Source organism: Vibrio kanaloae, from assembly GCF_024347535.1.
Taxonomy (GTDB): domain Bacteria; phylum Pseudomonadota; class Gammaproteobacteria; order Enterobacterales; family Vibrionaceae; genus Vibrio; species Vibrio kanaloae.
This window is the reverse complement of record NZ_AP025497.1, coordinates 333,920-359,588: the sequence shown is the minus strand read 5'-3', so window position 1 is coordinate 359,588 and position 25,669 is coordinate 333,920. Positions and strand designations below refer to the sequence as shown.

Sequence of the window (25,669 nt, the reverse complement as noted above, 5' to 3'; positions counted from 1 at the left end):
GCTGTACAAATCGGTGTGCTCTGGGAATTTATTATTCTAATAACTGTCCAGTAGAGACACCGCTTTAATTATTGGAGCTAATATGTCTTTTGACAGTTCATCACTTGTGGTCAAACTCGAAAATATCAGCTTTCGTTGGAAGCCTGAATTACCGGCAACGCTAGAAATCCCCTCTCTACAAATTCAATCAAAAGAGCACCTTTTCATTAAAGGGCCTAGTGGTTGCGGAAAATCAACATTGTTAGGGCTACTGACCGGAATCAACCAAGCAGAGCAAGGTGTAGTCTCTATCTTAGGCCAAGATCTTACTCAATTGACACCTCGCCAAAGAGACAAATTCAGAGCCGACCATATTGGTTATATATTCCAACAATTTAACCTGCTCCCTTACCTGTCAGTGATCGACAACGTGACACTTCCTTGCCAGTTCTCAACGATTCGCAAGCAGCAAGTCACGGAAAGTAAGAACAGCCAGCAAGCCACCGCTCAAGCTTTATTGTTAAGACTAAAACTACCTCAAACCTTAATGGACAAGCCCGTTACTGAGTTGAGTATTGGTCAACAGCAACGTGTCGCGGCAGCTCGTGCCTTAATCGGACAACCAAAGATCATCATTGCCGATGAACCGACATCCGCTTTGGATCACGACAACCGAGCTGCTTTTATCGAACTGTTGCTAGAGCAAGCCGATCAGGCAGGTTCAACTCTGATCTTTGTGAGTCATGATCCAACACTAGAAAAACTGTTCACTCGAACCATAGATTTAAAAACCATTAACCAAGCTATGGTTGTCGTATGAAAGTCATTACTCACTTAGCCTTAAAAAGCGTACTCAACCGTAAAGCCACCGCTATTCTAACCATTCTCACCGTGGCCGTGTCCGTCATTCTCTTGCTCGGTGTAGAGCGTGTGAGAACCGAAGCCAAGAGCAGCTTTGCTAATACAATTTCAGGTACTGACCTTATCGTCGGTGGCCGCTCTGGTCAGGTAAACCTTCTGCTTTATTCTGTATTTAGAATCGGCAATGCGACCAACAATATCGATTGGAAAAGCTACCAAGAATTTAGCCAACACAACGCTGTAAAGTGGGCGATACCCATCTCATTGGGAGATTCGCATAAAGGCTTCCGCGTGATGGGTACTAACCATAGCTACTTTGAAAACTATCGCTATGGAAGTAAGCAACCACTCACTTTCCAGCAAGGACAAGAGTTCAATCAGCTATTTGATGTGGTGATTGGTGCCGATGTCGCGAAGAAGTTAGATTACAAGATTGGTGATCACATCATTCTGGCGCACGGTATCAGTGATGTCGCCTTCAGTCGCCACGACAACCTGCCCTTCACCATTGTCGGAATACTCGCGCCAACCGGCACACCAGTAGATAAAACGGTGCATGTTTCGTTAGAGGCCATTGAAGCGATTCACGTTGGTTGGGAATCGGGGGCTAACCTCGGGCACACACCGAATGCTGAAGCGCTAAAGCAACGTGACTTCCAACCAAAGCAGATTACCGCGATGATGGTTGGCCTTAAATCGAAGATCCAAACCTTTGCACTGCAACGAGAAATCAATAACTACCGCCAAGAACCTTTGAGCGCCATTATGCCAGGCATTGCGCTTCACGAATTATGGGGAATGATGGCAGTAGCAGAACAAGCACTACTGATTGTTTCAGGGTTTGTTGTAATCGCGGGACTGTTAGGGATGCTGAGTAGTCTACTCACTAGCTTGCAAGAAAGACGTCGAGAGATGGCCATTCTGCGCGCGATGGGAGCAAGGCCTCGTCATGTGTTTGGTTTACTGATCAGTGAAGCCAGTGCCCTGACCTTCCTCGGTATCACATTGGGTGTTGCCGTGTTGTTTGCCTTGATCGCAGTAGTTGCTCCTATTGTGCAACAAAGTTATGGTATCAACATATCGATATCCGCAATCACACCTCATGAGTGGAAACTGCTTATGTTGGTACAAACCGCAGGAGTCATCATCGGCTTTATTCCCGCTTTCCGTGCATACCGTCAATCATTGGCAGATGGCATGACCATTCGAATCTAATTAGGAACCTATGATGCAACGCAAACTTCTACTGATACTTGGACTACTTTTGTTCCCATTGATCAGCACAGCTCACGCTGAAACCGCGCCGACTGACGAATCGGTATTAACTCTGGATTGGATTGATTTGATTCCGGAATCAGAACGTGCTCAGTTGGATTCGTTCGGCATGCCGACAGTTAACCACGACAGTATGGACAAACCTCAACAATCGACACTGGGCGCAGTTCGTCCGGAACTGAATGGCAGCAAAGTGAAAATTCCTGGTTTTGTGATTCCACTAGAAGGTGATGAGAACATGATCACAGAGTTTCTGCTGGTGCCTTACTTTGGCGCATGTATCCACGTGCCACCACCGCCGCCAAACCAAATTATCTACGTAAAGTTTCCACAAGGAGCACCAATACAACAATTATGGGATGTGATCTATTTAGTAGGTACGCTGAAAACAGAGTCAATAAGCCACGACTTAGCTCAAACAGGTTATCTTATTGAAGGCACAGCGATTGAAGAGTATGACGATATGTAGCCATTAGAGGGGTGGCTCAAGGATGAGCTACCGTCACCGAACAAGTGATATTATTCAATAACAGTTTAATAACTAGAGCTTTCATCTAAATTATACGATGTAATTAGACATGTAAGCTAGAAAACCAACATAAGTAACGAGTAATACCCCTATGCCAAGCTTTTTCTTCAGCTTATTATCATTAACTTGATTCATAAATCCCCCTTGATAATTACAACAAATTTAACATTTTATTATCATTATCAAAAGTAAAATTTTGTTGAAGTCTTCAACTCTGCACGCAAAATCTAGCCACTAATAAGATAAAGAGTTACATTTTAGGCAGTTAAATCGTCTCCTACGGTACTTTTATGTCTGAAACCAAACAACCAGTAATTATTGAGCATGCAAGTGATACACAGCATAAGCATGATAAAAAGCCTCATATTGCCGACAGTGCAAGCAGAATGCTGCATATAGCACAAACCTTCGGCTTAGATTCCTTAATCAGTCATAGTGTAAAACCAAACGGTAAAGCTGAGAGCACGCTTATCGAACGAGCCCTATTGCGTGAGAAAAAACGTAAGGAGCTGCGTCAAAAGAATCTAGAGCAGATTCTCAAATTGGCGCACTCTTCCTGTAAGGATGAAGCCGCGGGAGACCCGGATCAGGACTGGCTATACCGTTTTTTCGATATGGCGCAAGAGATCCATAATACATCGATGCAAAGACTCTGGGCTCAGGTGTTAAAAAGAGAAGTTACCAATCCAGGCTCAACCTCGATGAAGGCGCTGAAAATATTGCAAGACATGACCCCAAAAGAAGCATTAACTCTGCAAAGAGCAGCTTCACTGGGCTGCAGTTTTGGCAGTGATAACAGCAGGAAACTATTACTTGGTTTTAAATCCCATGCAGGAATATTCAGCTTTGGTAAAAGAGACTCCACCAACACTATCAACCTAGGTGGACACAATCTGCCCTACTCTAGCCTGCTTCACTTAATTGAGATCGGTATCATTCTAGGTACTGAATTAGAGTCTGGTGAAATTGATTTCGATCCAGCGTTACACTTGGCTTACCAAGGTAAGAGCATGTCACTGGCACCTATATCAAAAGGGGTTAAGCTGGTTTACTACCGATTTAGTCCAACAGGCAATGAGCTGTGTACCTTACTTGGCAACAAACCCAACATGCAGTACTACGACCAACTGATTACTCTGTTGAGCCAAAAATTCACGGTACAGACAGAAACGAAAAGCACCGTAAACTACACTGTTTAGCAATATGATTGAAGAGATAGGCTTGCAGTCTCGACACAACCAAGACTACGTTACTGAAAGGGACATTCAATACATGGCTAAGTAAGCGTAGTCTCAGTCATACCACTCAACTCAATTGGCTAAAATGTTGCGCTTCTCTAAAGCGTCAATACACAATTCTACTAACTCATCGAGTGTTTTCTCTCCCGCGGGTAGATCTATCTCAGGACTCTGCGGCGCCTCGTAAGCTGAGCTAATGCCAGTGAAATTAGGGATTTCTCCAGCGCGCGCTTTCTTATACAGCCCTTTGGGGTCACGCTGCTCACACACCTCAAGTGGCGTATTTACAAACACCTCAAGAAACTCACCTTCCGGCAATAAATCACGCACTAACTGTCTTTCCGCTTGATGTGGCGAAATAAACGCTGACAACACGATCAAACCTGCATCTGCCATCAATTTAGCGAGCTCACCAATACGACGGATATTCTCTCGGCGATCTTGCTCAGAGAAACCAAGGTCACTACATAGCCCATGACGAACATTATCGCCATCCAACAAATAAGTATGGTAACCAAGCTGTGCCAAACGATTCTCTAGTGCCCCTGCGACTGTCGACTTTCCAGAACCAGACAACCCCGTGAACCAGAGCACGGCGGGCTTTTGTGATTTCAAATCAGAACGGAATGTTTTATTAATCGAGTGTTGGTGCCACACAACATTCTCATCTTTTGGCTTGAGTACTGCGGTCATAATGAGTCCTTTAAATAAAGAGCATTAAAATGGGAAAAAGTAAGGAATTAAGGTCAAGACCAAACCCGAATAGACAATCGAGATTGGAATGCCGATGCGCAGATAATCCGTGAGGTGGTAATTACCTACGCTATAAACTAGCAAATTGGTTTGGTAGCCGTATGGCGAAATAAAACTGGCACTCGCTCCAAACAAAACCGCCATAATGAACGGCATTGGGTCGACACCATAGCCAACAGCCATGCTGTAACCAATAGGAAACGAGAGTGCTGCGGCCGCATTATTGGTCACCAGTTCAGTCAACACCAACGTCATAAAGTAAGTCGCGACTAACGCACCAAACACGCCCCAACCATTAAAGGCTTCCATAAACATCAGCCCCATACGTTCAGACAGACCCGATGAAATCATCAGTTGAGCAATCGACAGCGCTGAACCAACAATCACCACAATATCAACGGGAAAACGTCGGCGAAGTTCACCAAGCTGTACCACTCCAAAGGCCACCAGCAATAAAAGAAAGACAGCTAAGCCTTTAATAATAGGTAGTACGTCAGCAAGTGCTAGGCCAATTACACTGGCGAAGCCAAATAGAACTAACGTCGACTTATCAGCATCAAGCTTGGCACTCGAATCTAGGTCATTCATCAACACAAACTCTTTGTTGTGTTGCTGACGCTGCTCTTCAAAACGTTTTCCGGGAACCAAAATCAAGGTATCACCAGCCGTTAAAGTGATGTTGCCAAGGCCACCTTCAAGGCGCTCATGGCCACGACGAATAGCCACGACAACCGCATCGAAACGGTCTCTAAACTGACTGGTTTTCAGGGTTTTGTTACAGAAGCTGGCCGAAGAGCTCACCACAACTTCAACAAAGCTCTGGCCATTAAGGTGATGTTGACCAAACAGAGTCAGCCCTTGGATTTCTTGCAGTGTCGCTACGCTCTCGACGTCGCCACAAAACAGTAATCGATCACGAGCTTGAAGAATAAAATTAGGGTCAATAGACGCGGTGGTTTTACCGTCTCGAATCACTTCCGCTAAGAAGAGTTTTCTCAGTGCTCTTAGGTTGTTCTCACTAACACTGCGGCCAACTAACGGTGAGCCCGGTTCAACTCTGGCTTCTAAGAAGTAAGGCAGATCATCTTGAGATCCGTCATCGTAACTGGGTAGAAAGTAGCTTAGAGGAATAAGGATCAACACACCACCGACCAAGACTGCCAAGCCAATTAGGGTGGGTGTGAAAAAATTCAGGCTCGGTAATCCCGCATCTTCAACAAAGCTATTAATGATCAAGTTGGTTGAAGTGCCGATCAATGTCAGCGTGCCACCTAATATGGCAGCGTATGACAACGGGATAAGCAATTGGGAAGGCGCATGTTGCTGATTACGTTTAATCGCACCGATCAGAGAAACAACGACTGCCGTGTTATTGGTAAAAGATGAAAGTAACGCGGTGGAAATACCCAACTTCGCGACTACTGTACCTAGCCGACCTTCAGATATATTTCGGCTAACCCAGCTGATTAAGCGAGTTTTCTCCAACGCACTTGATGCGAGGATCAGAAGAATTAAAGTCAGTAACGAGGAGTTAGTGAAGTTATTAGCCAGGCTCGACAAGTCAATCAGTCCTGCCATAAAAGCAATAAACGCCGCACCAGCAAAGATAAAGCTCGGCTTAATACGGGTTACGAGTAGGCAAGTAATGATGCCAAGCAAAATCGCTAATACAAATCCTTGTTGCCACATATACCCGTCCTTTATGGCGGAAACGATGGGTTTCCGCCTGATTCAATAAGCGATGACTTGGTCGTTATGACTTCAGTAGTTGGCTTAAATCTTTGGCATCCCAATGAGGGAAATGTTTGCGAACCAATGCGTTAAACTCAAGTTCAAATGCAGAGAAGTGACCAGCTTGCTGTTCAACTGAGCCCAAACGGTCTCGAATCAAACCAGCACCAACCGTCACGTTAGTCAGACGATCAATAACGATGAAGCCTCCGGTATCAGCACTTTCACGATATTTATCCAACGCAATAGTCTCGTTCAGTGACCACTCACACAAGCCAATACCATTCAGCGGTAACTCGTCAACTTCGTGAGTCGACAGGTTGTTGATGTCGTATTGGTGACGAACCGTTTCAACCTGACCGACGGTTTTCTTGCCTGCGATTTTAATGTCGTAAGCTTTACCCGGTTGCAGTGGTTGTTCTGTCATCCACACGATATCGGCTAATACGTGGTTAGTTGATTCAATTTGAGCGTTTTCCAACACAATCAAATCACCACGACTGATGTCGATCTCATCTTCAAGTGTCAGCGTGACTGCTAAGCCCGCTTGCGCAGATTCCAAGTCACCATCAAAGGTAACAATACGTGCAACCTTAGAGCTTTTACCTGACGGCAGAGCCTTGATTTCATCACCGACACTCACACGACCAGAGGCGACAGTGCCAGCAAAGCCACGGAAGTCTAAGTTAGGACGGTTCACATATTGCACAGGGAAACGGAACTCACCTGCAGAACGCTTTTTATCAATATCGACGTTCTCTAACACTTCTAATAGAGACGGACCTTCGAACCATGCGAGCTCTTTATTTGACGTTGCTACGTTAATGCCTTCAAGCGCCGAAACCGGCAAGATCTGGATATTGGTTTCGCCTTCTAGGTTTTCAGCAAACTCTAGATATTGATCGCGAATATCTTCAAAACGATCTTGCGAATAATCCACCAGATCCATCTTGTTCACTGCAACGATGAAATGCTTCAAACCAAGCAGGTTAGAAATAAACGAGTGACGACGTGTTTGATCCAGCACGCCCTTACGAGCATCAATCAAGATCACTGCCAGATCACACGTTGAAGCGCCTGTTGCCATGTTGCGCGTATACTGCTCATGCCCTGGGGTATCAGCAATAATGAATTTACGTTTTTGCGTCGAAAAGTAGCGGTAAGCGACATCGATCGTGATGCCTTGCTCACGTTCAGCCTGCAAGCCATCAACAAGCAGTGCCAAGTCAGGCTTCTCACCAGTGGTGCCCACTCGTTGGCTATCTGAGTGAACCGCGGCTAGCTGATCTTCATAAATCTGTTTTGTATCATGGAGTAAGCGACCGATTAAGGTACTTTTACCGTCATCTACTGAGCCACAAGTTAAAAATCTAAGCATAGATTTATGCTGATGCTGACTTAGATAACCTTCAATTCCTAGTTCAGCCAATTCGGCTTCTACTGCACTATTCATTTTTCTTTCCTTAGATTCTTAGAAATAACCTTGGCGCTTTTTCAGCTCCATAGAGCCCGACTGATCATGGTCAATCGCTCGACCTTGACGCTCACTGGAGGTTGCCACCAGCATTTCTTCAATAATGCCAGTGAGCGTATTCGCCTCAGATTCAACCGCTCCAGTTAGTGGGTAGCAGCCTAAAGTACGAAAACGAACGCTTTTCTCTTCGATCACTTCACCTTCTTGCAACTCCATACGCTCGTCATCGACCATGATCAGCATGCCATCACGTTCAACAACAGGGCGCTTATCCGATAGGTAAAGTGGAACAATATCGATGATCTCTAGATAGATGTATTGCCAAATATCCAGTTCAGTCCAGTTTGATAACGGGAATACACGGATGCTTTCGCCCTTATTAACCTGACCGTTATAAGTGTGCCAAAGCTCTGGACGTTGGTTTTTTGGGTCCCACGTGTGGTTCTTATCGCGGAAAGAGTAAACACGCTCTTTTGCTCTAGATTTTTCTTCATCACGACGCGCACCACCAAAAGCAGCATCGAACCCATACTTGTTTAACGCCTGCTTGAGGCCCTGAGTTTTCATGATGTCCGTATGTTTCGAAGAACCATGTACAAATGGGTTACAACCCATCTCGATACCTTCAGGGTTTTTATGTACCAATAAATCAAAGCCATACTTTTCTGCTGTACGGTCACGGAATTCGATCATCTCGCGGAATTTCCAATCCGTATCAACGTGTAATAATGGGAATGGAATCTTTCCTGGGTAAAACGCTTTGCGAGCTAAATGAAGCATCACAGAAGAATCTTTACCGATGGAGTACATCATCACTGGGTTATCAAACTCAGCCGCCACTTCACGGATAATATGGATACTTTCCGCTTCTAGCTGTTTTAGGTGGGTTAAACGTTCTTGGTCCATTACAGTGCTTCCTTTAAGGCTCGCATAACGAGCAATTCATTACTTGTTCTTGCCAAGTAAGGGATTTAACTCATCCACTTCAGTGAATAGGAGTATTGGCACTAGAAGAAAAAGAAGCTTCGTTTTGAGCTGTCCTTGCTATTCATCTGCCTGATACGTCCTTGACTTAGGCATTATGACGAGCCTCTCATATTACTGGAAATTCTAAAATTTCATTCTTTATTCGAAAAGCTGATAAGGAACTGAATTCATCGATAGATAGACCTATTAAATTGGTATCAATTATTTGTCGATTTAACAGATTTGGGAGGCTCATTGCAGAGCAGCACAAAGTAATCGATCTAAGTCACGGATTAAAATTAGCTGTAATCATTGTTTCATTGCATTTTGTTACATTACGCAATGAATTTTCTACCATCCACTTTGGAGCCCACAATGAAAGTTGCAATAAAACCTTTGTCATTGGCTGTACTTGCAGGCCTTGGTCTGACTCTAGCAGGCTGCACAACCACACCAGATACCGATGAAGTGATTAAACTACGTGTCGTAGAAACAACGGACATCCATACCAACCTAATGGATTACGACTACTACAAAGACAAGCCATCAAAAAAAATCGGCTTAGCACGTACTGCAACCCTAGTAAAAGAAGCGCAAAGCGAAGTAATCAACAGCGTATTGGTTGATAACGGTGACTTACTGCAAGGTAGCCCAATGGGTGACTACATGGCAGACAAAGGTATCGAAGCAGGTGAAGTTCACCCCGCATACAAAGCCATGAATCAACTAAGCTATGAGGCTGCAAACCTAGGTAACCACGAATTCAACTACGGTCTTGAGTTCCTAGAAGAATCGATCAACGACGCTGATTTCCCGTACATCAGTGCTAACGTTTACGATGCAAAAACCAAAAAACACTACTTCACGCCATACATCATCAAGACGCACACGTTTGAAGATACTGCAGGCGTAGAGCATGAAGTAAAAGTGGGTTACATCGGTTTTGTTCCACCACAAATCATGACGTGGGATAAGAAGAATCTAGAAGGCAAAGTGATCGCTCGCGATATCATTGAGACCGCTAACGAGTTAGTGCCTCAAATGAAAGCGGAAGGCGCAGAGGTTATCGTTGCTATCCCTCACTCTGGCGTATCTCAAGACCCATACAAAGCTGGCGAAGAGAACTCTACGCTTTACCTTTCTGAAGTAGAAGGCATTGATGCTATCGCATTCGGCCACTCTCACGCCGTGTTCCCAGGTAAAGGGTTCGACAACATCCAAGGCGTTGACAACGAAAACGGCACCATGAACGGTGTTGCGGCAGTAATGCCAGGTCGTTGGGGTAGCCACGTTGGTGTTATGGATCTAACACTTGCACAAAAAGACGGTAAGTGGGAAGTGGTTAAGGGCCAATCGGAAGCGCGTCCTATCTACGACAAAGTAGAGAAGAAGTCGCTTGCTGCTGCTGATGAAGGCATCGTAACGGCACTAGAGAAAGACCACGCGGGTACTCGTGAGTTTGTTAACCAACCAATAGGTAAAGCAGACGATGTGATGTACAGCTTCCTGTCTCTAGTACAAGACGATCCAACCGTACAGATTGTTAACCTTGCACAGAAAGATTACGTTGAGCAATTCATCCAAGGTGACCCAGACCTAGATGGCACACCAGTACTTTCAGCGGCTGCACCATTCAAAGCAGGCGGTCGTAAAAATGACCCAGCTAACTTCACTGAAGTAGAATCTGGTCAACTGACATTCCGTAACGCAGCTGACTTGTACCTTTACCCGAACACGCTAGTTGCGATGAAGGTAACAGGTCACGAAGTAAAAGAGTGGCTTGAGTGTTCTGCTGGTCAGTTCAACCAAGTGGATGTTAACTCAACAGCACCACAACAGTTGATCGAGTGGGATAATTTCCGCACTTACAACTTCGATGTTATCGACGGTGTTGATTACCAAATCGACGTCACTCAACCTGCGAAATACGATGCAAACTGTAAAGTCGTTAACCCTGACTCACAACGTATTGTTAGCCTAACTTACCAAGGTAAGCCAATCGACATGAAGCAAGACTTCTTGATCGCAACCAACAACTACCGTGCATACAGTGCTAAGTTCCCAGGTACCGGTGAAGACTTCATCGCATTTGATGCACCAGATGAGAACCGTACTGTACTTGCAAACTACATCTCTCGCGTAAGCAAAGAACAAGGCCAAGTGAGCCCAACAGCTGACAACAACTGGTCATTCGCACCAATCAAAACGGATAAAAAGCTAGATATCCGCTTTGAAACATCGCCAAGTGAGAAAGCGGCACAATTCATCAAAGATAAGGGTCAATACCCAATGAAACGTGTTGCGACTGACGATGTTGGCTTCGGCGTTTACCAAATTGACCTAACTAAATAGATTACTCAAGTAATCAATAGTTAACCGTCTAAAAGGCTGAGTTTAACGACTCAGCCTTTTTGTTTTCTCGTCTAAATTCACAGTTTAAAGCCTTAACTTTCGAACCTCAAACTCCTGCTCATTCTTCATCTAAACAACACAGCTCAAGCCGCTAATTGAATCCAATCAACGTAAAAAAGCAGCAATACGCTGTAAGTTTTTCTCAGCTCCTCCTGTCTATTTAATTTACTACACTCAATGAATGGCCAATAAGCCATTCATCTATAGGATAGATAAGGACATTTGATGGGCACCGTCGAGAGCATTCAAGCATGGTTAAATTCAGGAGAGGAGTCGCTGCTATGGCTGATGCTTGGCATTATTGCGCTTTCTTACCTGCTTGAAGATCTGGCCATCGTTACGGCGGCAGGTTTAGCGACCCAAGGGCTCATCCCACCTCAATATGCGTTACTTGCGATTTTCATTGGCATTGCTACTGGTGATCTTGGCCTTTATTACCTTGGTAAATCAGGACGTTATTTCAGAGGCGTTCGTTACAAAGCCCTCACCAACCGATACTTTCGAATGCTTCGCACCAAATTACGTCAAAACGCATTCAGCAGTCTTTTTGTCATTCGCTTTATACCGGGGCTTCGTACCGTTGGTTTTACCTTAAGTGGTTTTTTCGCCATACCACTGCCTACTTTCTTGTTTGCCGTTATTAGCGCGACAGCGATCTGGACTGGCATTGTCTTCTCTGCCATCTACTATTTAGGGACATCAGCGTGGCTGCAAGCCTCTGAATATCAATGGATCATCATCCCGTGTGCCATCGCTTTGCTGCTAGTCGGCAATCGATTAATGAATAAAACCTACTCTAGAGGATTATCATGAGTTCACCGCAAGATATTCACATCATTCCAGCACATCAAATTAATGCCGGCATGCCCCTGCTTGAAAAAGATACCGTGCGCAGTATCTCTCCTTACGAGTTTCTTCCGACGTGGTTCTTTTACACTCCAGTAGTGATTCAAAGCCTGATACAAGGGTTACGGCACTTTGACTGGGCGCTGCCGCTCATCGCCAACCCGAGCATCAAACTCAGTGGCATGGTCGGCGAATCAAAGCATGAGATATTGAGCCTTGCCGGATCTTCAAGTCAGCGTTGGATCTCACCGTTTATCACCCTAACCAAAACGGATCTCAGCAGTAAAAAACAAGCCGAAAATGCACACTGCGCATTGATACAATCGGATCTCGATTTCCCTATTGTGGCGAAACCGGATCTGGGTTGCCGAGGTGTTGGAGTAAAACTGATCAACAACCAAGATCAGCTTGAGCAATATATTGAATCCTTCCCAATTAGTGCTCGCTTTCTATTGCAAAAAAAGGCGCCTTATCAGGCTGAAGCGGGTGTTTTCTATGTTCGTTATCCAAACAAAAAACAAGGTGAGATCATCTCGATCACTCTTAAATATTCGCCAATGGTGACGGGGGATGGTACCTCGACACTCAAACAGTTAATCGAGAACAGCCCACGTGCTGGGCAGCTCAGTCACCTGTATCTACCAAGACATCAAGATAAATTGGATCGAGTACTCGCAGAGGGCGAAGAATTCCAACTTGCGTTCGCAGGTAGCCATAGCCGTGGCAGTATCTTCCGAGACGGAAATCAATACATAACTCAAGCTTTAACCGAATGTTTAGATGAGATATTCGACGACTTCGATGGCTTCCATTTTGGTCGACTCGACGTCAAGTTTAAGGACATGTACAGCCTAATGAAAGGTGAGGATTTCACCATCCTTGAGGTCAATGGTGCAAGCAGTGAAGCCGGGCACATCTGGGATCGCAACACACCACTACGAGAGATATTTTCCACACTACTTCTGCAATACCGCATTCTTTTTGATATTGGCGCTCAACAAAAACAAAGAGGCCATCAACCTCCTTCTTTTAAGAGCTTGCTTCACGCGTGGCAAGAAGAGCGACGCCTTGTTCAACAATATCCGACCACCGACTAACTTTGTACGAGGATCATGAATGAACCCGATAGCCCAACCAATCGCCCTCACTTCTGCCTCTCCCAGTATCAAGGGAGCGACAGAGATATTGAATCAGGGTTTAGAGTTTTTGTTAGCGATATCTGACAGTGACTATCTGACACGAGCAAAGCCGCACGTCACAAGCTCTATTGGTGAGCATACTCGTCATACGCTCGATCTTTTTCATGCTCTGATTTTAAAAGAGAACGCGACCGTTGATTACAATACCCGTCGTCGTGGCCATCCAGTCGAATACAACCGCTCAATTGCAGTCAAAGAGATCCGCTATGTGATCAACTGGCTTGAGCGACTAGACCACAACGATCTCGAAGCGCCCATCATGATCCAAACCGAGGTTTCGATGGATACTCAGGTGTTTGCAAGCCTGCCTTCTACGCTAGAAAGAGAGATCACCTTTGCCGCGCTGCATGCCAATCATCATTACGCGATGATCAAGGTGATCACCAGCTTCCTAGACATGGAAACCTGCAACACTTTTGGTTATGCCCCAGCCACCAGTAGTTATCTGAGGGAGCAATAACCATGTGTTCAGTATCTTGGCTACTTGAAGAAAATGGCTATCAGGTCTTTTTTAATCGTGATGAACAAAAGACGCGAGCACTGGCGATGCCGCCCAAACAATATCGAGTTAACGGTGTCGATATCATCATGCCACTCGACCCAAGTGGCGGTGGTAGTTGGATAAGTATTAATGAGTTCGGGCTTTCGCTTTGTCTACTCAATAACTATCAAGGCATTGTACCTGATGGCCCTTTGGTCAGCCGTGGTTTGTTACTTAAGAACCTATCATCGAGTCGTCATATCAGTCAGCTCTCTGATGCATTTCATAAGCTCGATCTGCATTCCTTTGCCCCGTTTACCCTACTGGCTTTCGCGCCGAACTTAACTCAACACCATGGTTTGGTTATCGCCTACATGTGGGATGGCATTCAACAAAAAATAGTCGAGACCGACTCACCACTCTTCTCCTCCGGTGTTGATTTAGAGCGAGTGCAAGCCTACCGACAAGCCAAATACGATCAGCTAATAGCAACAGGCAAGAATCAACAGAGCTTACTGAAGTTTCATTCTCACCATCATAATGAACAGCCCCATTTAGCAACTTGTATGCATCGTGAAGACGCACACACAGTCAGCTTTACCCATTTACGTAATCTGCACGGTCAAGCCTCTATGTTTTATGCGCCCGGCTCACCTTGCGAACCAATAAACCCATACCAGATAAATCAGCAGCGCTTTACCTTCGATTTGTCACCCGCAATCAATCTATAGATGGAGTCCATCATGAGAAAACTAATCACCATGGTCATGCTACTTGTTAGCCCATACGTATTTGCTGCCGATGAAATCTATACCGGCTTCTTTAGCAGTAAGGCACTCGATGGCTACGATACCGTCGCGTATTTCACTTCTGGAAAGCCCGTTGAAGGGAGCAAGAAATTCAGCACTGAGTACAAAGGCGCGGACTGGTATTTCTCTTCTGAAAAGAATCTGACTTTATTTGTTAATAATCCTGAAAAATATGCCCCTCAATATGGTGGTTATTGTGCTTGGGCCGTATCGGCAAAAAGTGACTTTGCGCCGGGTGACCCACATCAATGGTCGATCGTTGATAACAAGCTTTACCTCAACTACGACCAAGAGATTAAGCAGCGTTGGGAACAAGACCAAGCACGGCACATTCAACAAGCCGATAAAGTTTGGCCGAAACTCATTAAATAGAGCTGAACCAAATTTAGCTATGCGGTGCGGTTTTTAAGTGTGACAGATTTCAAGAATCAAGACGGTTTCCTAAACAACTTTAGTCAATAAGGTAGCTTCATTATGATTGATAGTCCTTTTCGTTTACCACGTTACACGCCTTTGGGGTTGGGTGAGTCTGTTGTCGAGTGGGCAACTGGGCTATCTAAGCTAGACCGACTCTATCAAGATCGACAAAACGAGTTATCTAGCTTCGAGTTCATGAATTACACTCTGTCGGCGCTCAATATCGACTACTCGGTTGCATCGGGAAGCACAGAAAGCATCCCGGAAAAAGGGCCTGTCGTGATTGTGGCTAACCACCCTCTTGGCGCGATTGAAGGCGTGATCCTTGCTGATCTCGTAGGATCGGTAAGAAAGGATGTGAAGGTGTTGGCAAATGAGTTACTTAAACGCCTGCCTGAATTGGATGAGCTTTTCATTGGGGTCGATGTCTTTAATAGTAAAGAATCGAAACGAACCAACGCTAAAGCCATTCGAGATGCCAATCGTCACTTAGCAGACGGTGGACTGTTGATCGTGTTCCCTGCGGGCGAAGTATCGAGTTACCGTAAAGGGACAAAAACACTAACAGACATCGAATGGAGCAAATCGGTTGCCAAATTCGTCAAACGTCATCAAGCCACTACGGTTCCGACCTTCATCAATGGTAAAAACAGTGAACTTTTCTATCAAGCAGGTCGAGTCCATCCGCTATTAAGAACCGCTCTACTCGGCCGTGAACTTCTTAATAAGCAAGCGACGACTATCTCTATCTCGATTGGCTCATCGATTCCGTATTCAGAGATAAAATCGTTTGAAAAAGAGATGGATATCGTCAACTACCTACGACTCAATACCTACCTCATGAGTCAACAAGATAGCCTGAGTACGCCAATCCACGCGCCCTCTTTCGATACCCAAGTGATAGCGCCAATATCACCAGAAGTATTATCAATCGAAATAGACTCACTCCCTGAAGATATAAAACTACTTGAGCAGGGCGACTTTGAGGTCTACTGCACACCAAGCCAATCCATTCCAAACTTAATGCGTGAGATCGGTCGAGTCAGAGAAGAGAGTTTCCGAGAAGTTGGAGAAGGCAGCGGGCTTGCTTGTGATTTAGATGAGTACGATCTTTACTACCACCAACTGTTTGTGTGGAACAAAGCCAAGGCAGAATTGGTCGGCGCTTATCGACTTGGTATGGTCGACAAATTAATCGCAGAACACGGACTTGATCAGCTCTACTCTCGTAGTCTGTTTAACTACAATCAAGAGTTCATCGATACGTTAGACAACAGTATCGAGCTTGGGCGTTCTGTAGTGAGTAAACCTTATCAAAAAAGCCTTAACTCACTGTTACTGCTATGGAAAGGTATCGCGACCTTTGTGTCTCGTCACCCTCAATACACCCACCTATTTGGCCCGGTCAGTATCAGTAATGATTACAGCCACAATGCGCGCCTGTTGATCGCGACCACCTTATCAATTCACCACTACGATGAAGAAAAAGCGCATCTGGTTTCACCTTCTTCACCACTCAATACCAGTAGTCATGTGTTCTGGCAAAATCACCTATTATCGTCATTGGCGAGTGTGCCCTTACTTTCTAAAGTGCTAGCTCGTATGGAACAAGGAAAAGGACTACCGGTGTTATTGCGCCAATACCTAGGGATGAACGGGAAACTAGTGTGCTTTAACGTCGACCCATCATTTAATGATGCGTTAGATGGCTTGATTGTGGTGAACCTTAAAAAGGTACCACTGAAGACTCTGGGTAAATACATGGGCAGAGAACTTGCTCAAGATTACCTAGAGCAACACGCACGTCGCTGATTTATCCTGCTCTGTACGTCTCTCCAAATAAGTGCGATGATTTCGGCACTTATTTGGGATAGGTTATTTTCATGCACACCTCTTTTATCGAACAATTACAAAGCTTCGACTTCTCTGAAAATCAAATTGAGTCTCTATTAGGCGTCGCGAAACCGCTTGAACTGCCGACGAGACACATACTGATCAACCAAGGAGAGATGGCGAGCTCAATCTACTTTGTACTTGAGGGCTTGTGCCATGCTTGCTACCTCACTGACGACGGTAAACAATACAGCAAAGAGTTCTACTGGGAACAAGATTGGATCATCGGTTTTGAGAGCCTAATAAAAAAACAAGCCTCCCCTTATCTACTGGAAACTTTAACGCCAATCACGCTATTAGAACTTCCAATGATAGCCCTAACTGAGTGGCGTTCATCGAATAACCCCTTGTATTTAAAGTTGTTAGAAACTCAACTGATGCATAAAGAAAACAAAGAACGCTTTATGCTACTCTACACCCCAGAGCAACGTTACCAACTTTTCTGCGAACATTATCCCGATCTGGAACAGCGCTTGAACAACAACCAGATTGCAGCCTACTTAGGAATAACCTCGATCAGCCTTAGTAGAATTAAAGGTCGAATTAACAATAGTTAATGCCAATAATCATCACGCATAGTACATTCAGATCATCGATAATCTCTGGATATAAACATGATCAATTGGTACTCACTTCCCTTTACAGAACTTTCAACGCAACAGCTTTATCAATTACTTAAATTACGAGTAGATGTATTTGTGGTTGAGCAGACTTGTCCTTATCCGGAGCTTGACGGTAAAGACACACTCACAGGTGTTCAACACCTATTAGGCTACGCTGATGAAGAATTGGTAGCGTGCGCGCGTTTACTGCCACCGGGCACGACTTATGACAACGCCAGTATTGGTCGAGTCGCAACCAAACAATCCGCAAGAGGTGATGGCCTAGGACATCAACTACTGAAAGAAGCATTAACAAGCTGTGAGGGTTTTTGGCCGGGTACAGCCATCGATATTGGCGCACAACAACACCTAGAAAGCTTCTACAAAAGTCATGGATTCAAGACGATCTCTGAGATGTACCTGGAAGATGATATTCCACATGTAGACATGAGATTAGAGAAGTAATGTCGAATATCACTGTCGGTATCCTAATGCTGATTGCGGGTAACCTGTTTGCCTCACTTTCGGACGTAGCAGTTAAACTATTGAATGGTGAAGTACCGCCTCTTCAATATATTTTTTTCCGACAGTTGATATCCCTACTTATCATCACCCCTTTGTGGCTGCAACAGAAAAAAGAGCAACGACGCTTACAGCAAGCCAAAGTCACCTTTATACGAGGGCAGCTAATATTAATTGGCAGTGGGTGTATGGTTGTGGCGATCACCCATTTATCTTTGGCAACTGCTAACGCTGTGTTTTACGTCGCCCCCTTATTGATGTTGCCTCTTGCTATGTTTCTACTGAAAGAGCAACCAGCACTTGGCAAGGTTATCGCCACTACCATCGGCTTCATTGGTGCGCTGATAGTCTTAAGGCCATCGCAATTCCACTGGGCAGCACTGTTTGCTTTGGGCACAGCGCTCACACTCGCACTCTTCAATGTCCTAGTAAGAAAACTCCCTAGCGAGCAATCGGTGGTCACGACGCTGTGGTGGACAACATTATTCTCAGTTCCAGCTTCATTGATATTATGCTTCCTGTACTGGCAACCGGTTTCCATAGAACATTTGGGATACATTGGATTAAGCGCAACATTGATACTGAGCTATAACGGTCTTGCCGTTGCCGCCTATCAGAAAGCTCACTCTAGCCAAATTGCATTGGCAGAGTATTCGGGGTTAGTCTTTGTTGCATTCATCGGAGCAGCATGGTTCGATGAAATCCCAGACACATTGACCTTTATCGGAATCATGCTGATTATCTTGCCGCTGGCACCTTTCAAACGCCCAAAAAAAAGAGCTAGTCATTAGCTCTTTTCTATCAAAGAATAGGTAGCTATCAACTTCGTCTGATTTACTTGCTTCGACCAAAGCCACCATCAGACAGTCGGAAAAACATCACCGAAGTGTCGCCTTTCTCTAGTTGAAGAATATCCAGTTGACCCGTTTCTGCAACTTTAAATCGTACTAGCTGGCCTTTTCGGATCTGGCTAAGAGGCTTATCAGAGCCTTCAATACGGACTAAAGCGTTAAGATCAGACAGCGGTAAATCATTGTTTCGAAAAACCTGCGCCAAAGTGTCACCTTGCTTAACAAGATACTCCTGCCAGGTGCTAGATTCTGATGGGGTACTTTTTGTATTTTGCTGTTTACTTAACCCAACGGTGTCTATCTCAAGTGCGACACGCGATGTTGATAGAACTACCTCTACTTTAGGCTCTGGGAGCGGCACGAAAAGTAAGACCAATACGATTGGCACTATGACCATCAATAACCTTTGGTGCAACTTCGGCAATGCTTGCCAAGTTTGCGTAACTGTGGCCTTCATTTTTTTTATATCGAGTGAGCTCATTTTGACTTTGAGCTGTAGCAGTCGATCCTTAAGCTCTGCAAAGTGATCAACTTGCTGTTTTTTCTTTTGACGACGATTCATACCACTGCGTCCTATACGTTGAATCACTACAGTATAAAAACCAAAGTACCAACAGTATAGATCTTTCCGTCACAACGAGGAGCAAAGCAGGAAAATTAACATAGCTGTGATTTTGGGCTCAGTAAAGCACAAGTGATCAGGGGCTAACCATTTCTTCACGATGCTAATACTGGTATTCTTACTGTTTTCGTACTGACAAAAAGAGTGACTTTTCATGTCTGAAGTAAAATTTGAAACTGTAGAGCAAAAAGCAAGCTACGGTATCGGTCTACAAATGGGCCAACAACTTGCTGGTTCTGGTCTTGAAGGCCTAAATGTTGACGCAATCGCTGCCGGTATCGCAACTGCTCTAGTTGGTGACATGCCCGCTATCGAAATTGACGAAATCAACAATGCACTACAAGAGCTACACACTCGTGGTGAAGCTGCACGTCAAGAACTAGCTAAAGCTGCTGCTGCTGACGGCGAAGCTTTCTTAGCTGACAACGCTCTTCGTTCAGAAGTGACGGTTCTTGAGTCTGGTCTTCAGTACGAAGTACTAACTGAAGGTACTGGCGAAATTCCAACAGCAGACAAGCAAGTACGTGTTCACTACCACGGTGAACTAACTGACGGTACTGTTTTCGACAGCTCTGTATCTCGTGGCCAACCAGCTGAATTCCCAGTAACTGGCGTAATTCAAGGTTGGGTACAAGCTCTACAAATGATGCCTGTTGGCTCTAAGTGGAAGCTATACGTCCCTCAAGATCTAGCATACGGTGAGCGTGGCGCAGGCGCAGCAATCCCACCATTTGCTGCTCTAGTATTTGAAGTAGAACTTCTAGCTGTTCTTTAATTTTTGAAAAAACCTATAGTAAAACAAACTACTATAGGGAAATAAAATTAAAATAATCCAACGGCGATGTCACTACATCGCCGTTTTTCGTTTATAGTGAAAGAGTAAATTACTTTATTACTTAAGGACGAATAATGAAGAAAGTACTCATCACAGTTTTAAGCAGCCTTGCTGTTGTCTCTTGCGCTAGCACTAGCGACTCTGAACAAACCAGTTCATCATCAGATACCAACTATTCCCAACTATCCCAAACTGCACTAATGGCGGCAGTGAATATGTGGTCTCAACAGAACGAAACAACACCTCTTGTGGATACAGTAGCTGACCAAGCTTCTGTTACTAGCGACCAAGCAGTTGGTGGTATTGGTTCAATGTTAGCCCTTGCACAAAACTCACTAGGCACAGTCGACAACAAAGAACTCGCCTCACTTATTCCTGGCATGTCGAGCCTAGAGTCTACAGGTCTATCATCGCTATTAAGCTCACAAGGTGCCGTTGAAAGTGCATTTTCTGGATTAGGTATGGATCCATCAATGGTTACGACATTTGCGCCAATCATTCTTCAAGCATTACAGTCACAAGGTGCCACGAGCGGCCTGATGGATTCACTTGCAGCTGTATGGCAATAATCGTTAGTTATTAATAGCTAGCTTGAAATTTGATAAGGGCACTTCGGTGCTCTTTTTTGTGTATGGAAGAAAAGATATGTGAGGTACGAGATACGAGATACGAGATACGAGATACGAGATACGAGATACGAGATACGAGATACGAGATACGAGATACGAGATACGAGATACGAGATACGAGATATTTTTGAAAAATAAAGCAGATAAGACAAGCAAAAAATGCCAAACATCATAGTGCAATTTTTGTTATCTATTCCTTATTCTATAGATACAAAAAAGCCGAGCTAATGCTCGGCTTTTTGTATTAATAATCTAGTCTAGATTACTCAGCGGCGTCTTCAGCAGCTGGGCGGTCTACTAGCTCAATGTAAGCCATTGGAGCTTTATCACCAGTACGGAAACCACATTTAAGAATGCGAGTGTAACCACCTTGGCGAGCCGCAAAGCGCGGGCCTAGTTCATTAAATAGTTTTGCTACAACTTCGTTATCACGAGTGCGAGCAAATGCAAGACGACGGTTAGCAACACTGTCTGTCTTAGCTAGGGTAATCAACGGCTCAATTACGCGACGTAGTTCTTTTGCTTTAGGCACGGTAGTCTTAATAACTTCGTGACGAACAAGAGAGCTAGCCATGTTGCTGAACATCGCTTTACGATGACTGCTGTTGCGGTTGAGTTGACGACCACTTTTACGATGGCGCATGACCTAATCCTTCTAACTTTTCGATTAATCTTCAGCGATTGACGCTGGTGGCCAGTTTTCTAGGCGCATGCCCAGAGAAAGACCACGTGAAGCAAGCACATCTTTAATCTCTGTAAGAGATTTCTTACCAAGGTTTGGCGTTTTAAGTAGCTCAACCTCAGTGCGCTGTACAAGATCACCGATGTAGTGAATCGCTTCTGCTTTCAAACAGTTAGCAGAGCGAACTGTTAGTTCAAGATCGTCTACAGGACGTAGTAGGATAGGATCGAATTCTGGCTTCTCTTCCTTCTCCTCAGGTACACGTACATCACGAAGATCTACGAACGCATCCAATTGTTCAGCTAAAATAGTAGCTGCACGACGGATTGCTTCCTCAGGTTCTAGAGTACCGTTCGTTTCCATATCGATAACAAGCTTGTCTAAGTCAGTACGTTGTTCTACACGTGCCGCTTCTACAGCATAGGCGATTTTATCGACCGGGCTGTAAGTAGCGTCAACAAGTAGACGACCAATTGGACGCTCATCTTCTTCAGTATGGATACGAGCTGAAGCTGGAACGTAACCACGACCACGTTCTACTTTGATTCGCATAGCGATCTCAGCATTGTCATCCGTTAGGTGACAAATTACGTGCTCAGGGTTAGCGATCTCTACATCACCATCGTGGGTGATGTCACCTGCAACAACAGGGCCTGAGCCTGATTTGTTCAGTGTAATAAACACTTCATCTTTGCCTTCAGCAACGCGTACAGCTAAACCTTTAAGGTTCAGAAGGATTTCAAGGATATCTTCCTGAACGCCTTCTTTAGTGCTGTATTCGTGTAGCACACCTTCAATTTCAACTTCTGTTACGGCACAACCCGGCATAGAAGATAGAAGAATGCGGCGAAGAGCATTACCTAGAGTGTGGCCGAAACCGCGCTCTAATGGCTCAAGAGTTACTTTCGCGTGTGTCGTATTGATCTGTTCAATGTCAACAAGACGCGGCTTAAGAAATTCTGTTACAGAACCCTGCATTGTGTCCTCTCTTTTTTTAACCTTACTTAGAGTAAAGTTCGACGATCAAGTGTTCATTGATGTCAGCTGATAGATCAGAACGCTCAGGCATACGCTTGAATGTACCTTCCATTTTGCCAGCATCTACTTCAATCCAAGTTGGCTTTTCACGTTGTTCAGCAACTTCTAGAGCAGCTTTAATACGAGATTGCTGTTTAGCTTTCTCGCGAATAGAAACAACGTCATTTGCCGCTACTTTGAAAGAAGGAACGTTTACAACTTTACCGTTAACTAGGATAGACTTGTGGCTAACTAGTTGACGAGATTCAGCGCGAGTTGCACCAAAACCCATACGGTAAACTACGTTATCAAGACGACCTTCAAGAAGCTGAAGCAGGTTTGCACCCGTGTTGCCTTTAAGACGTGCAGCTTCTTTGTAGTAGTTGCGGAATTGTTTTTCTAGAACGCCGTAGATACGACGAACTTTTTGCTTCTCACGAAGCTGAACGCCATACTCAGATAGACGACCGCGACGAGCGCCGTGTACACCTGGTGCGTTATCAATTTTACACTTGGTATCGATCGCACGGACACCAGACTTAAGAAATAAGTCAGTACCTTCGCGACGGCTAAGCTTCAGCTTAGGACCCAAATATCTTGCCATGATCTTTCTCCAATATTCCTAGAAACGAAACTTAAACGCGGCGTTTCTTAGGTGGACGACAACCGTTATGAGGGATTGGTGTCGCATCAACAATGTTAGTGATACGGAAACCAGCAGCGTTCAGTGCACGAACAGTAGATTCGCGACCTGGACCTGGACCCTTAACCATAACTTCCAAGTTCTTTAGGCCATATTCTTTAGCCATTTCACCACAACGCTCAGCTGCAACTTGTGCTGCGAACGGAGTAGATTTACGAGAACCACGGAAGCCTGAACCACCTGCTGTAGCCCATGCAAGAGCATTGCCTTGACGGTCAGTGATAGTTACGATTGTGTTGTTGAAAGAAGCATGAATGTGCGCTACGCCATCAGCTACTTGCTTGCGTACGCGCTTACGCGCGCGAGTTGGTTGTTTTGCCATTGTACTCTACCTTATCCGACTATTTCTTGATCGGCTTGCGCGGACCCTTACGGGTGCGAGCGTTGGTTTTAGTACGCTGTCCACGTAGTGGTAGACTGCGACGATGACGAAGACCGCGGTAACAGCCAAGGTCCATAAGACGCTTGATGTTCATCGATACTTCACGACGTAGATCACCTTCTACAGTGTACTTAGCTACACCATCACGCAGTTGATCGATCTGCTCTTCAGTTAGTTCACTGATCTTAGCATCTTCAGCAATACCCACTTCAGCTAGAATAGCTTGAGAGCGAGTTTTACCGATACCGTAGATTGCAGTAAGTGCAATTACAGAATGCTTATGATCAGGAATGTTAATGCCGGCTATACGGGCCATTATTCACTCCTAAGGGGGTTCATAAAAGAATTATCCGCAGCAAAGCCCGTTATGGATACGCTGCGGCATACTACTTCTTTTGCACGCAAAAGGTAGGCCGAGGAATATACTCGACTCTACCTTGTATTTCAAGTAAAAATTTCTGCTTATTAGCCTTGGCGTTGCTTATGCTTTGGCTCACTGCAAATCACGCGAACGACACCGTTACGCTTGATAACTTTACAGTTACGGCAGATTTTTTTAACGGAAGCACGAACTTTCATTGCTAAACTCCGTAAATGGAATCGAAATTGTTATAACCGAATTAACGGCCGTAACCTTTCAGATTCGCTTTCTTTAACACAGAATCATACTGTTGAGACATCAGATGAGTCTGTACCTGTGCCATGAAATCCATGATAACTACCACTACGATTAATAGTGATGTGCCGCCAAAGTAGAAACGAACGTTCCACGCGACCATCATGAACTCAGGAATCAGACATATAAAAGTAATGTATAGAGCGCCCGCAAGGGTCAGTCTAGTCATTACTTTATCGATATATTTCGCTGTCTGCTCACCTGGGCGGATACCGGGTACGAATGCACCAGACTTCTTCAAGTTATCAGCTGTTTCGCGAGGGTTAAACACCAACGCTGTATAGAAGAAACAGAAGAAGATTATAGCTGCTGCATAAAGCATTACATACAAAGGTTGACCAGGGCTAAGAGCTAATGACACGTCAGTTAACCAACCGAACGCGCTGCTTTCGCCATTTTGACCAAACCACTGTGCTAATGTTCCTGGGAACAAAATAATACTCGATGCAAAAATCGCTGGAATAACACCTGCCATATTAATTTTAAGAGGCAGATGAGAGCTTTGTGCTGCAAAAACTTTACGACCTTGTTGACGTTTCGCATAGTTAACGACAATACGACGTTGACCACGTTCCATGAAAACTACGAAGTAAATAACAGCAAAAGACAATACAGCAATCAACAGCAGAAGAAGCACATGCAATTCACCTTGACGCGCTTGCTCGATTGTTTGACCGATTGCAGAAGGCAACCCTGCAACAATACCTGCAAAAATCAGAATGGAAATACCATTACCGATTCCTCGCTCAGTGATTTGTTCACCTAACCACATTAAAAACATGGTGCCAGTTACTAAACTCACGGTTGCAATAAGCGTAAACATGGTTTGGTTGATAACAACCAGATTATCGACCATGTTTGGTAAGCCTGTTGCGATACCAATAGCTTGGAATGTTGCAAGTACAAGCGTGCCGTAGCGTGTATATTGGCTTATCTTACGACGGCCTGCTTCACCCTCTTTCTTGAGTTCCGCTAACGCTGGATGAACTACAGTTAGCAATTGGACTACGATCGATGCCGAAATGTACGGCATGATACCCAATGCTAATATAGATGCACGCTCAAGAGCACCACCGGAGAACATGTTAAACATTTCAACGATGGTACCTTTTTGCTGATCGAACAAATCGGCAAGTACAGCTGCGTCAATACCAGGGATCGGCACAAAAGAGCCGGCTCGGAATACTAAAAGTGCACCAATTACGAATAATAAGCGCGACTTTAGTTCACTTAAGCCGCTCTGAGCACTACGAAAATCTTTTCCTGGTTTCTTAGCCATCTGTAC

Annotated in this window: 28 protein-coding genes; 16 read left to right on the top strand and 12 right to left on the bottom strand. The window is 44.7% G+C overall.

The window, feature by feature from the left end; translation table 11 throughout:
• The first annotated feature begins 82 nt into the window (after window positions 1-82).
• The 4 genes from OCV24_RS01705 to OCV24_RS01690 all read left to right on the top strand — a co-directional run bounded on the left by OCV24_RS01705 (window position 83) and on the right by OCV24_RS01690 (window position 3,843).
• The gene (locus tag OCV24_RS01705) at window positions 83-799 is read left to right on the top strand and encodes an ABC transporter ATP-binding protein (protein WP_150878806.1); all 717 of its coding nucleotides are present in this window, start codon (window positions 83-85) and stop codon (window positions 797-799) included.
• Window positions 796-2,055, top strand: coding sequence for an ABC transporter permease (locus OCV24_RS01700; RefSeq protein ID WP_150878804.1), 1,260 nt, complete (start codon window positions 796-798; stop codon window positions 2,053-2,055). Before OCV24_RS01705 ends, OCV24_RS01700 begins: the two co-directional genes overlap by 4 nt.
• A gap of 13 nt (window positions 2,056-2,068) precedes the next feature.
• Window positions 2,069-2,584 carry a DUF3299 domain-containing protein gene (locus OCV24_RS01695; protein ID WP_137032467.1) on the top strand — a complete coding sequence of 172 codons (516 nt, stop codon included), beginning with the start codon at window positions 2,069-2,071 and terminating at the stop codon, window positions 2,582-2,584.
• Window positions 2,585-2,934: 350 nt separating this feature from the next.
• Window positions 2,935-3,843, top strand: a complete 909-nt coding sequence (locus OCV24_RS01690; protein WP_046224461.1) for a TIGR03899 family protein — start codon at window positions 2,935-2,937, stop codon at window positions 3,841-3,843.
• Window positions 3,844-3,954: 111 nt separating this feature from the next.
• Here OCV24_RS01690 and cysC read toward each other — a convergent pair whose 3' ends face one another.
• The 4 genes from cysC to cysD all read right to left on the bottom strand — a co-directional run bounded on the left by cysC (window position 3,955) and on the right by cysD (window position 8,746).
• Window positions 3,955-4,575, bottom strand: coding sequence for an adenylyl-sulfate kinase (gene cysC / locus OCV24_RS01685; RefSeq protein ID WP_017055354.1), 621 nt, complete (start codon window positions 4,573-4,575; stop codon window positions 3,955-3,957).
• Between the two features lie 24 nt (window positions 4,576-4,599).
• Window positions 4,600-6,324, bottom strand: a complete 1,725-nt coding sequence (locus OCV24_RS01680) for an SLC13 family permease (RefSeq protein WP_046224463.1) — start codon at window positions 6,322-6,324, stop codon at window positions 4,600-4,602.
• Window positions 6,325-6,388: 64 nt separating this feature from the next.
• The gene (cysN, locus tag OCV24_RS01675; RefSeq protein WP_150878802.1) at window positions 6,389-7,819 is read right to left on the bottom strand and encodes a sulfate adenylyltransferase subunit CysN; all 1,431 of its coding nucleotides are present in this window, start codon (window positions 7,817-7,819) and stop codon (window positions 6,389-6,391) included.
• 18 nt (window positions 7,820-7,837) lie between these two features.
• The gene (gene cysD, locus OCV24_RS01670; RefSeq protein ID WP_150878800.1) at window positions 7,838-8,746 is read right to left on the bottom strand and encodes a sulfate adenylyltransferase subunit CysD; all 909 of its coding nucleotides are present in this window, start codon (window positions 8,744-8,746) and stop codon (window positions 7,838-7,840) included.
• Window positions 8,747-9,181: 435 nt separating this feature from the next.
• On the opposite strand from cysD, the gene OCV24_RS01665 reads away from it, so the two are divergent.
• The 10 genes from OCV24_RS01665 (at window position 9,182) to OCV24_RS01620 (ending at window position 18,778) form a co-directional block, all read left to right on the top strand.
• Window positions 9,182-11,158: a bifunctional 2',3'-cyclic-nucleotide 2'-phosphodiesterase/3'-nucleotidase gene (locus OCV24_RS01665; protein WP_136998058.1), complete on the top strand. Its 1,977-nt coding sequence runs from the start codon at window positions 9,182-9,184 to the stop codon at window positions 11,156-11,158.
• Window positions 11,159-11,443: 285 nt separating this feature from the next.
• Window positions 11,444-12,031 (top strand): DedA family protein, encoded by a 588-nt coding sequence (locus tag OCV24_RS01660; protein WP_017055359.1) that lies wholly within the window; start codon window positions 11,444-11,446, stop codon window positions 12,029-12,031.
• Entirely contained in the window at window positions 12,028-13,161 is a 1,134-nt protein-coding gene (locus OCV24_RS01655) for an ATP-grasp domain-containing protein (protein WP_102506548.1), read from the top strand. Before OCV24_RS01660 ends, OCV24_RS01655 begins: the two co-directional genes overlap by 4 nt.
• A 19-nt stretch (window positions 13,162-13,180) precedes the next feature.
• Window positions 13,181-13,723, top strand: a complete 543-nt coding sequence (locus tag OCV24_RS01650; protein ID WP_017055361.1) for a hypothetical protein — start codon at window positions 13,181-13,183, stop codon at window positions 13,721-13,723.
• 2 nt (window positions 13,724-13,725) lie between these two features.
• Entirely contained in the window at window positions 13,726-14,475 is a 750-nt protein-coding gene (locus tag OCV24_RS01645; RefSeq protein ID WP_102506549.1) for an NRDE family protein, read from the top strand.
• Window positions 14,476-14,487: 12 nt separating this feature from the next.
• Window positions 14,488-14,925 (top strand): YHS domain-containing (seleno)protein, encoded by a 438-nt coding sequence (locus OCV24_RS01640; RefSeq protein WP_102506550.1) that lies wholly within the window; start codon window positions 14,488-14,490, stop codon window positions 14,923-14,925.
• A gap of 102 nt (window positions 14,926-15,027) precedes the next feature.
• Window positions 15,028-16,782, top strand: a complete 1,755-nt coding sequence (locus tag OCV24_RS01635; protein ID WP_136998057.1) for a lysophospholipid acyltransferase family protein — start codon at window positions 15,028-15,030, stop codon at window positions 16,780-16,782.
• A 71-nt stretch (window positions 16,783-16,853) separates the two neighbouring features.
• Window positions 16,854-17,420 (top strand): Crp/Fnr family transcriptional regulator, encoded by a 567-nt coding sequence (locus tag OCV24_RS01630; RefSeq protein ID WP_017055365.1) that lies wholly within the window; start codon window positions 16,854-16,856, stop codon window positions 17,418-17,420.
• A 57-nt stretch (window positions 17,421-17,477) separates the two neighbouring features.
• A complete protein-coding gene (locus OCV24_RS01625) occupies window positions 17,478-17,930 on the top strand; it encodes a GNAT family N-acetyltransferase (protein WP_046224472.1) in 453 nt (150 codons plus the stop codon).
• Window positions 17,930-18,778 carry a DMT family transporter gene (locus OCV24_RS01620; protein WP_017055367.1) on the top strand — a complete coding sequence of 283 codons (849 nt, stop codon included), beginning with the start codon at window positions 17,930-17,932 and terminating at the stop codon, window positions 18,776-18,778. Before OCV24_RS01625 ends, OCV24_RS01620 begins: the two co-directional genes overlap by 1 nt.
• Window positions 18,779-18,821: 43 nt before the next feature.
• Here the strand turns inward: OCV24_RS01620 and OCV24_RS01615 are convergent, their stop codons facing one another.
• Window positions 18,822-19,400, bottom strand: a complete 579-nt coding sequence (locus OCV24_RS01615) for a LysM-like peptidoglycan-binding domain-containing protein (protein WP_150878798.1) — start codon at window positions 19,398-19,400, stop codon at window positions 18,822-18,824.
• Between the two features lie 214 nt (window positions 19,401-19,614).
• Between OCV24_RS01615 and OCV24_RS01610 the strand changes: the two genes are divergently transcribed.
• Complete coding sequence (locus tag OCV24_RS01610) at window positions 19,615-20,235, top strand: FKBP-type peptidyl-prolyl cis-trans isomerase (protein WP_102506554.1); 621 nt, start codon at window positions 19,615-19,617, stop codon at window positions 20,233-20,235.
• Window positions 20,236-20,369: 134 nt separating this feature from the next.
• Window positions 20,370-20,864, top strand: coding sequence for a DUF2780 domain-containing protein (locus OCV24_RS01605; protein WP_017055370.1), 495 nt, complete (start codon window positions 20,370-20,372; stop codon window positions 20,862-20,864).
• Between the two features lie 322 nt (window positions 20,865-21,186).
• On the opposite strand, the gene rplQ is transcribed toward OCV24_RS01605, so the two are convergent.
• From rplQ to secY, 7 genes are all read right to left on the bottom strand, one after another.
• On the bottom strand, window positions 21,187-21,567 hold the full coding sequence (gene rplQ, locus OCV24_RS01600) for a 50S ribosomal protein L17 (protein ID WP_017054809.1): 381 nt from the start codon (window positions 21,565-21,567) through the stop codon (window positions 21,187-21,189).
• A 24-nt stretch (window positions 21,568-21,591) separates the two neighbouring features.
• The gene (locus OCV24_RS01595; RefSeq protein WP_004729813.1) at window positions 21,592-22,584 is read right to left on the bottom strand and encodes a DNA-directed RNA polymerase subunit alpha; all 993 of its coding nucleotides are present in this window, start codon (window positions 22,582-22,584) and stop codon (window positions 21,592-21,594) included.
• A gap of 22 nt (window positions 22,585-22,606) precedes the next feature.
• Entirely contained in the window at window positions 22,607-23,227 is a 621-nt protein-coding gene (rpsD, locus tag OCV24_RS01590) for a 30S ribosomal protein S4 (protein WP_004738777.1), read from the bottom strand.
• 31 nt (window positions 23,228-23,258) lie between these two features.
• Window positions 23,259-23,648: a 30S ribosomal protein S11 gene (gene rpsK, locus OCV24_RS01585; RefSeq protein ID WP_004738778.1), complete on the bottom strand. Its 390-nt coding sequence runs from the start codon at window positions 23,646-23,648 to the stop codon at window positions 23,259-23,261.
• A gap of 19 nt (window positions 23,649-23,667) precedes the next feature.
• Window positions 23,668-24,024, bottom strand: a complete 357-nt coding sequence (gene rpsM / locus OCV24_RS01580) for a 30S ribosomal protein S13 (protein ID WP_004738779.1) — start codon at window positions 24,022-24,024, stop codon at window positions 23,668-23,670.
• Between the two features lie 149 nt (window positions 24,025-24,173).
• Window positions 24,174-24,287, bottom strand: coding sequence for a 50S ribosomal protein L36 (gene rpmJ / locus OCV24_RS01575; RefSeq protein WP_000868186.1), 114 nt, complete (start codon window positions 24,285-24,287; stop codon window positions 24,174-24,176).
• A 41-nt stretch (window positions 24,288-24,328) separates the two neighbouring features.
• Window positions 24,329-25,663 carry a preprotein translocase subunit SecY gene (gene secY / locus OCV24_RS01570; protein ID WP_017054810.1) on the bottom strand — a complete coding sequence of 445 codons (1,335 nt, stop codon included), beginning with the start codon at window positions 25,661-25,663 and terminating at the stop codon, window positions 24,329-24,331.
• Window positions 25,664-25,669: the final 6 nt, after the last annotated feature.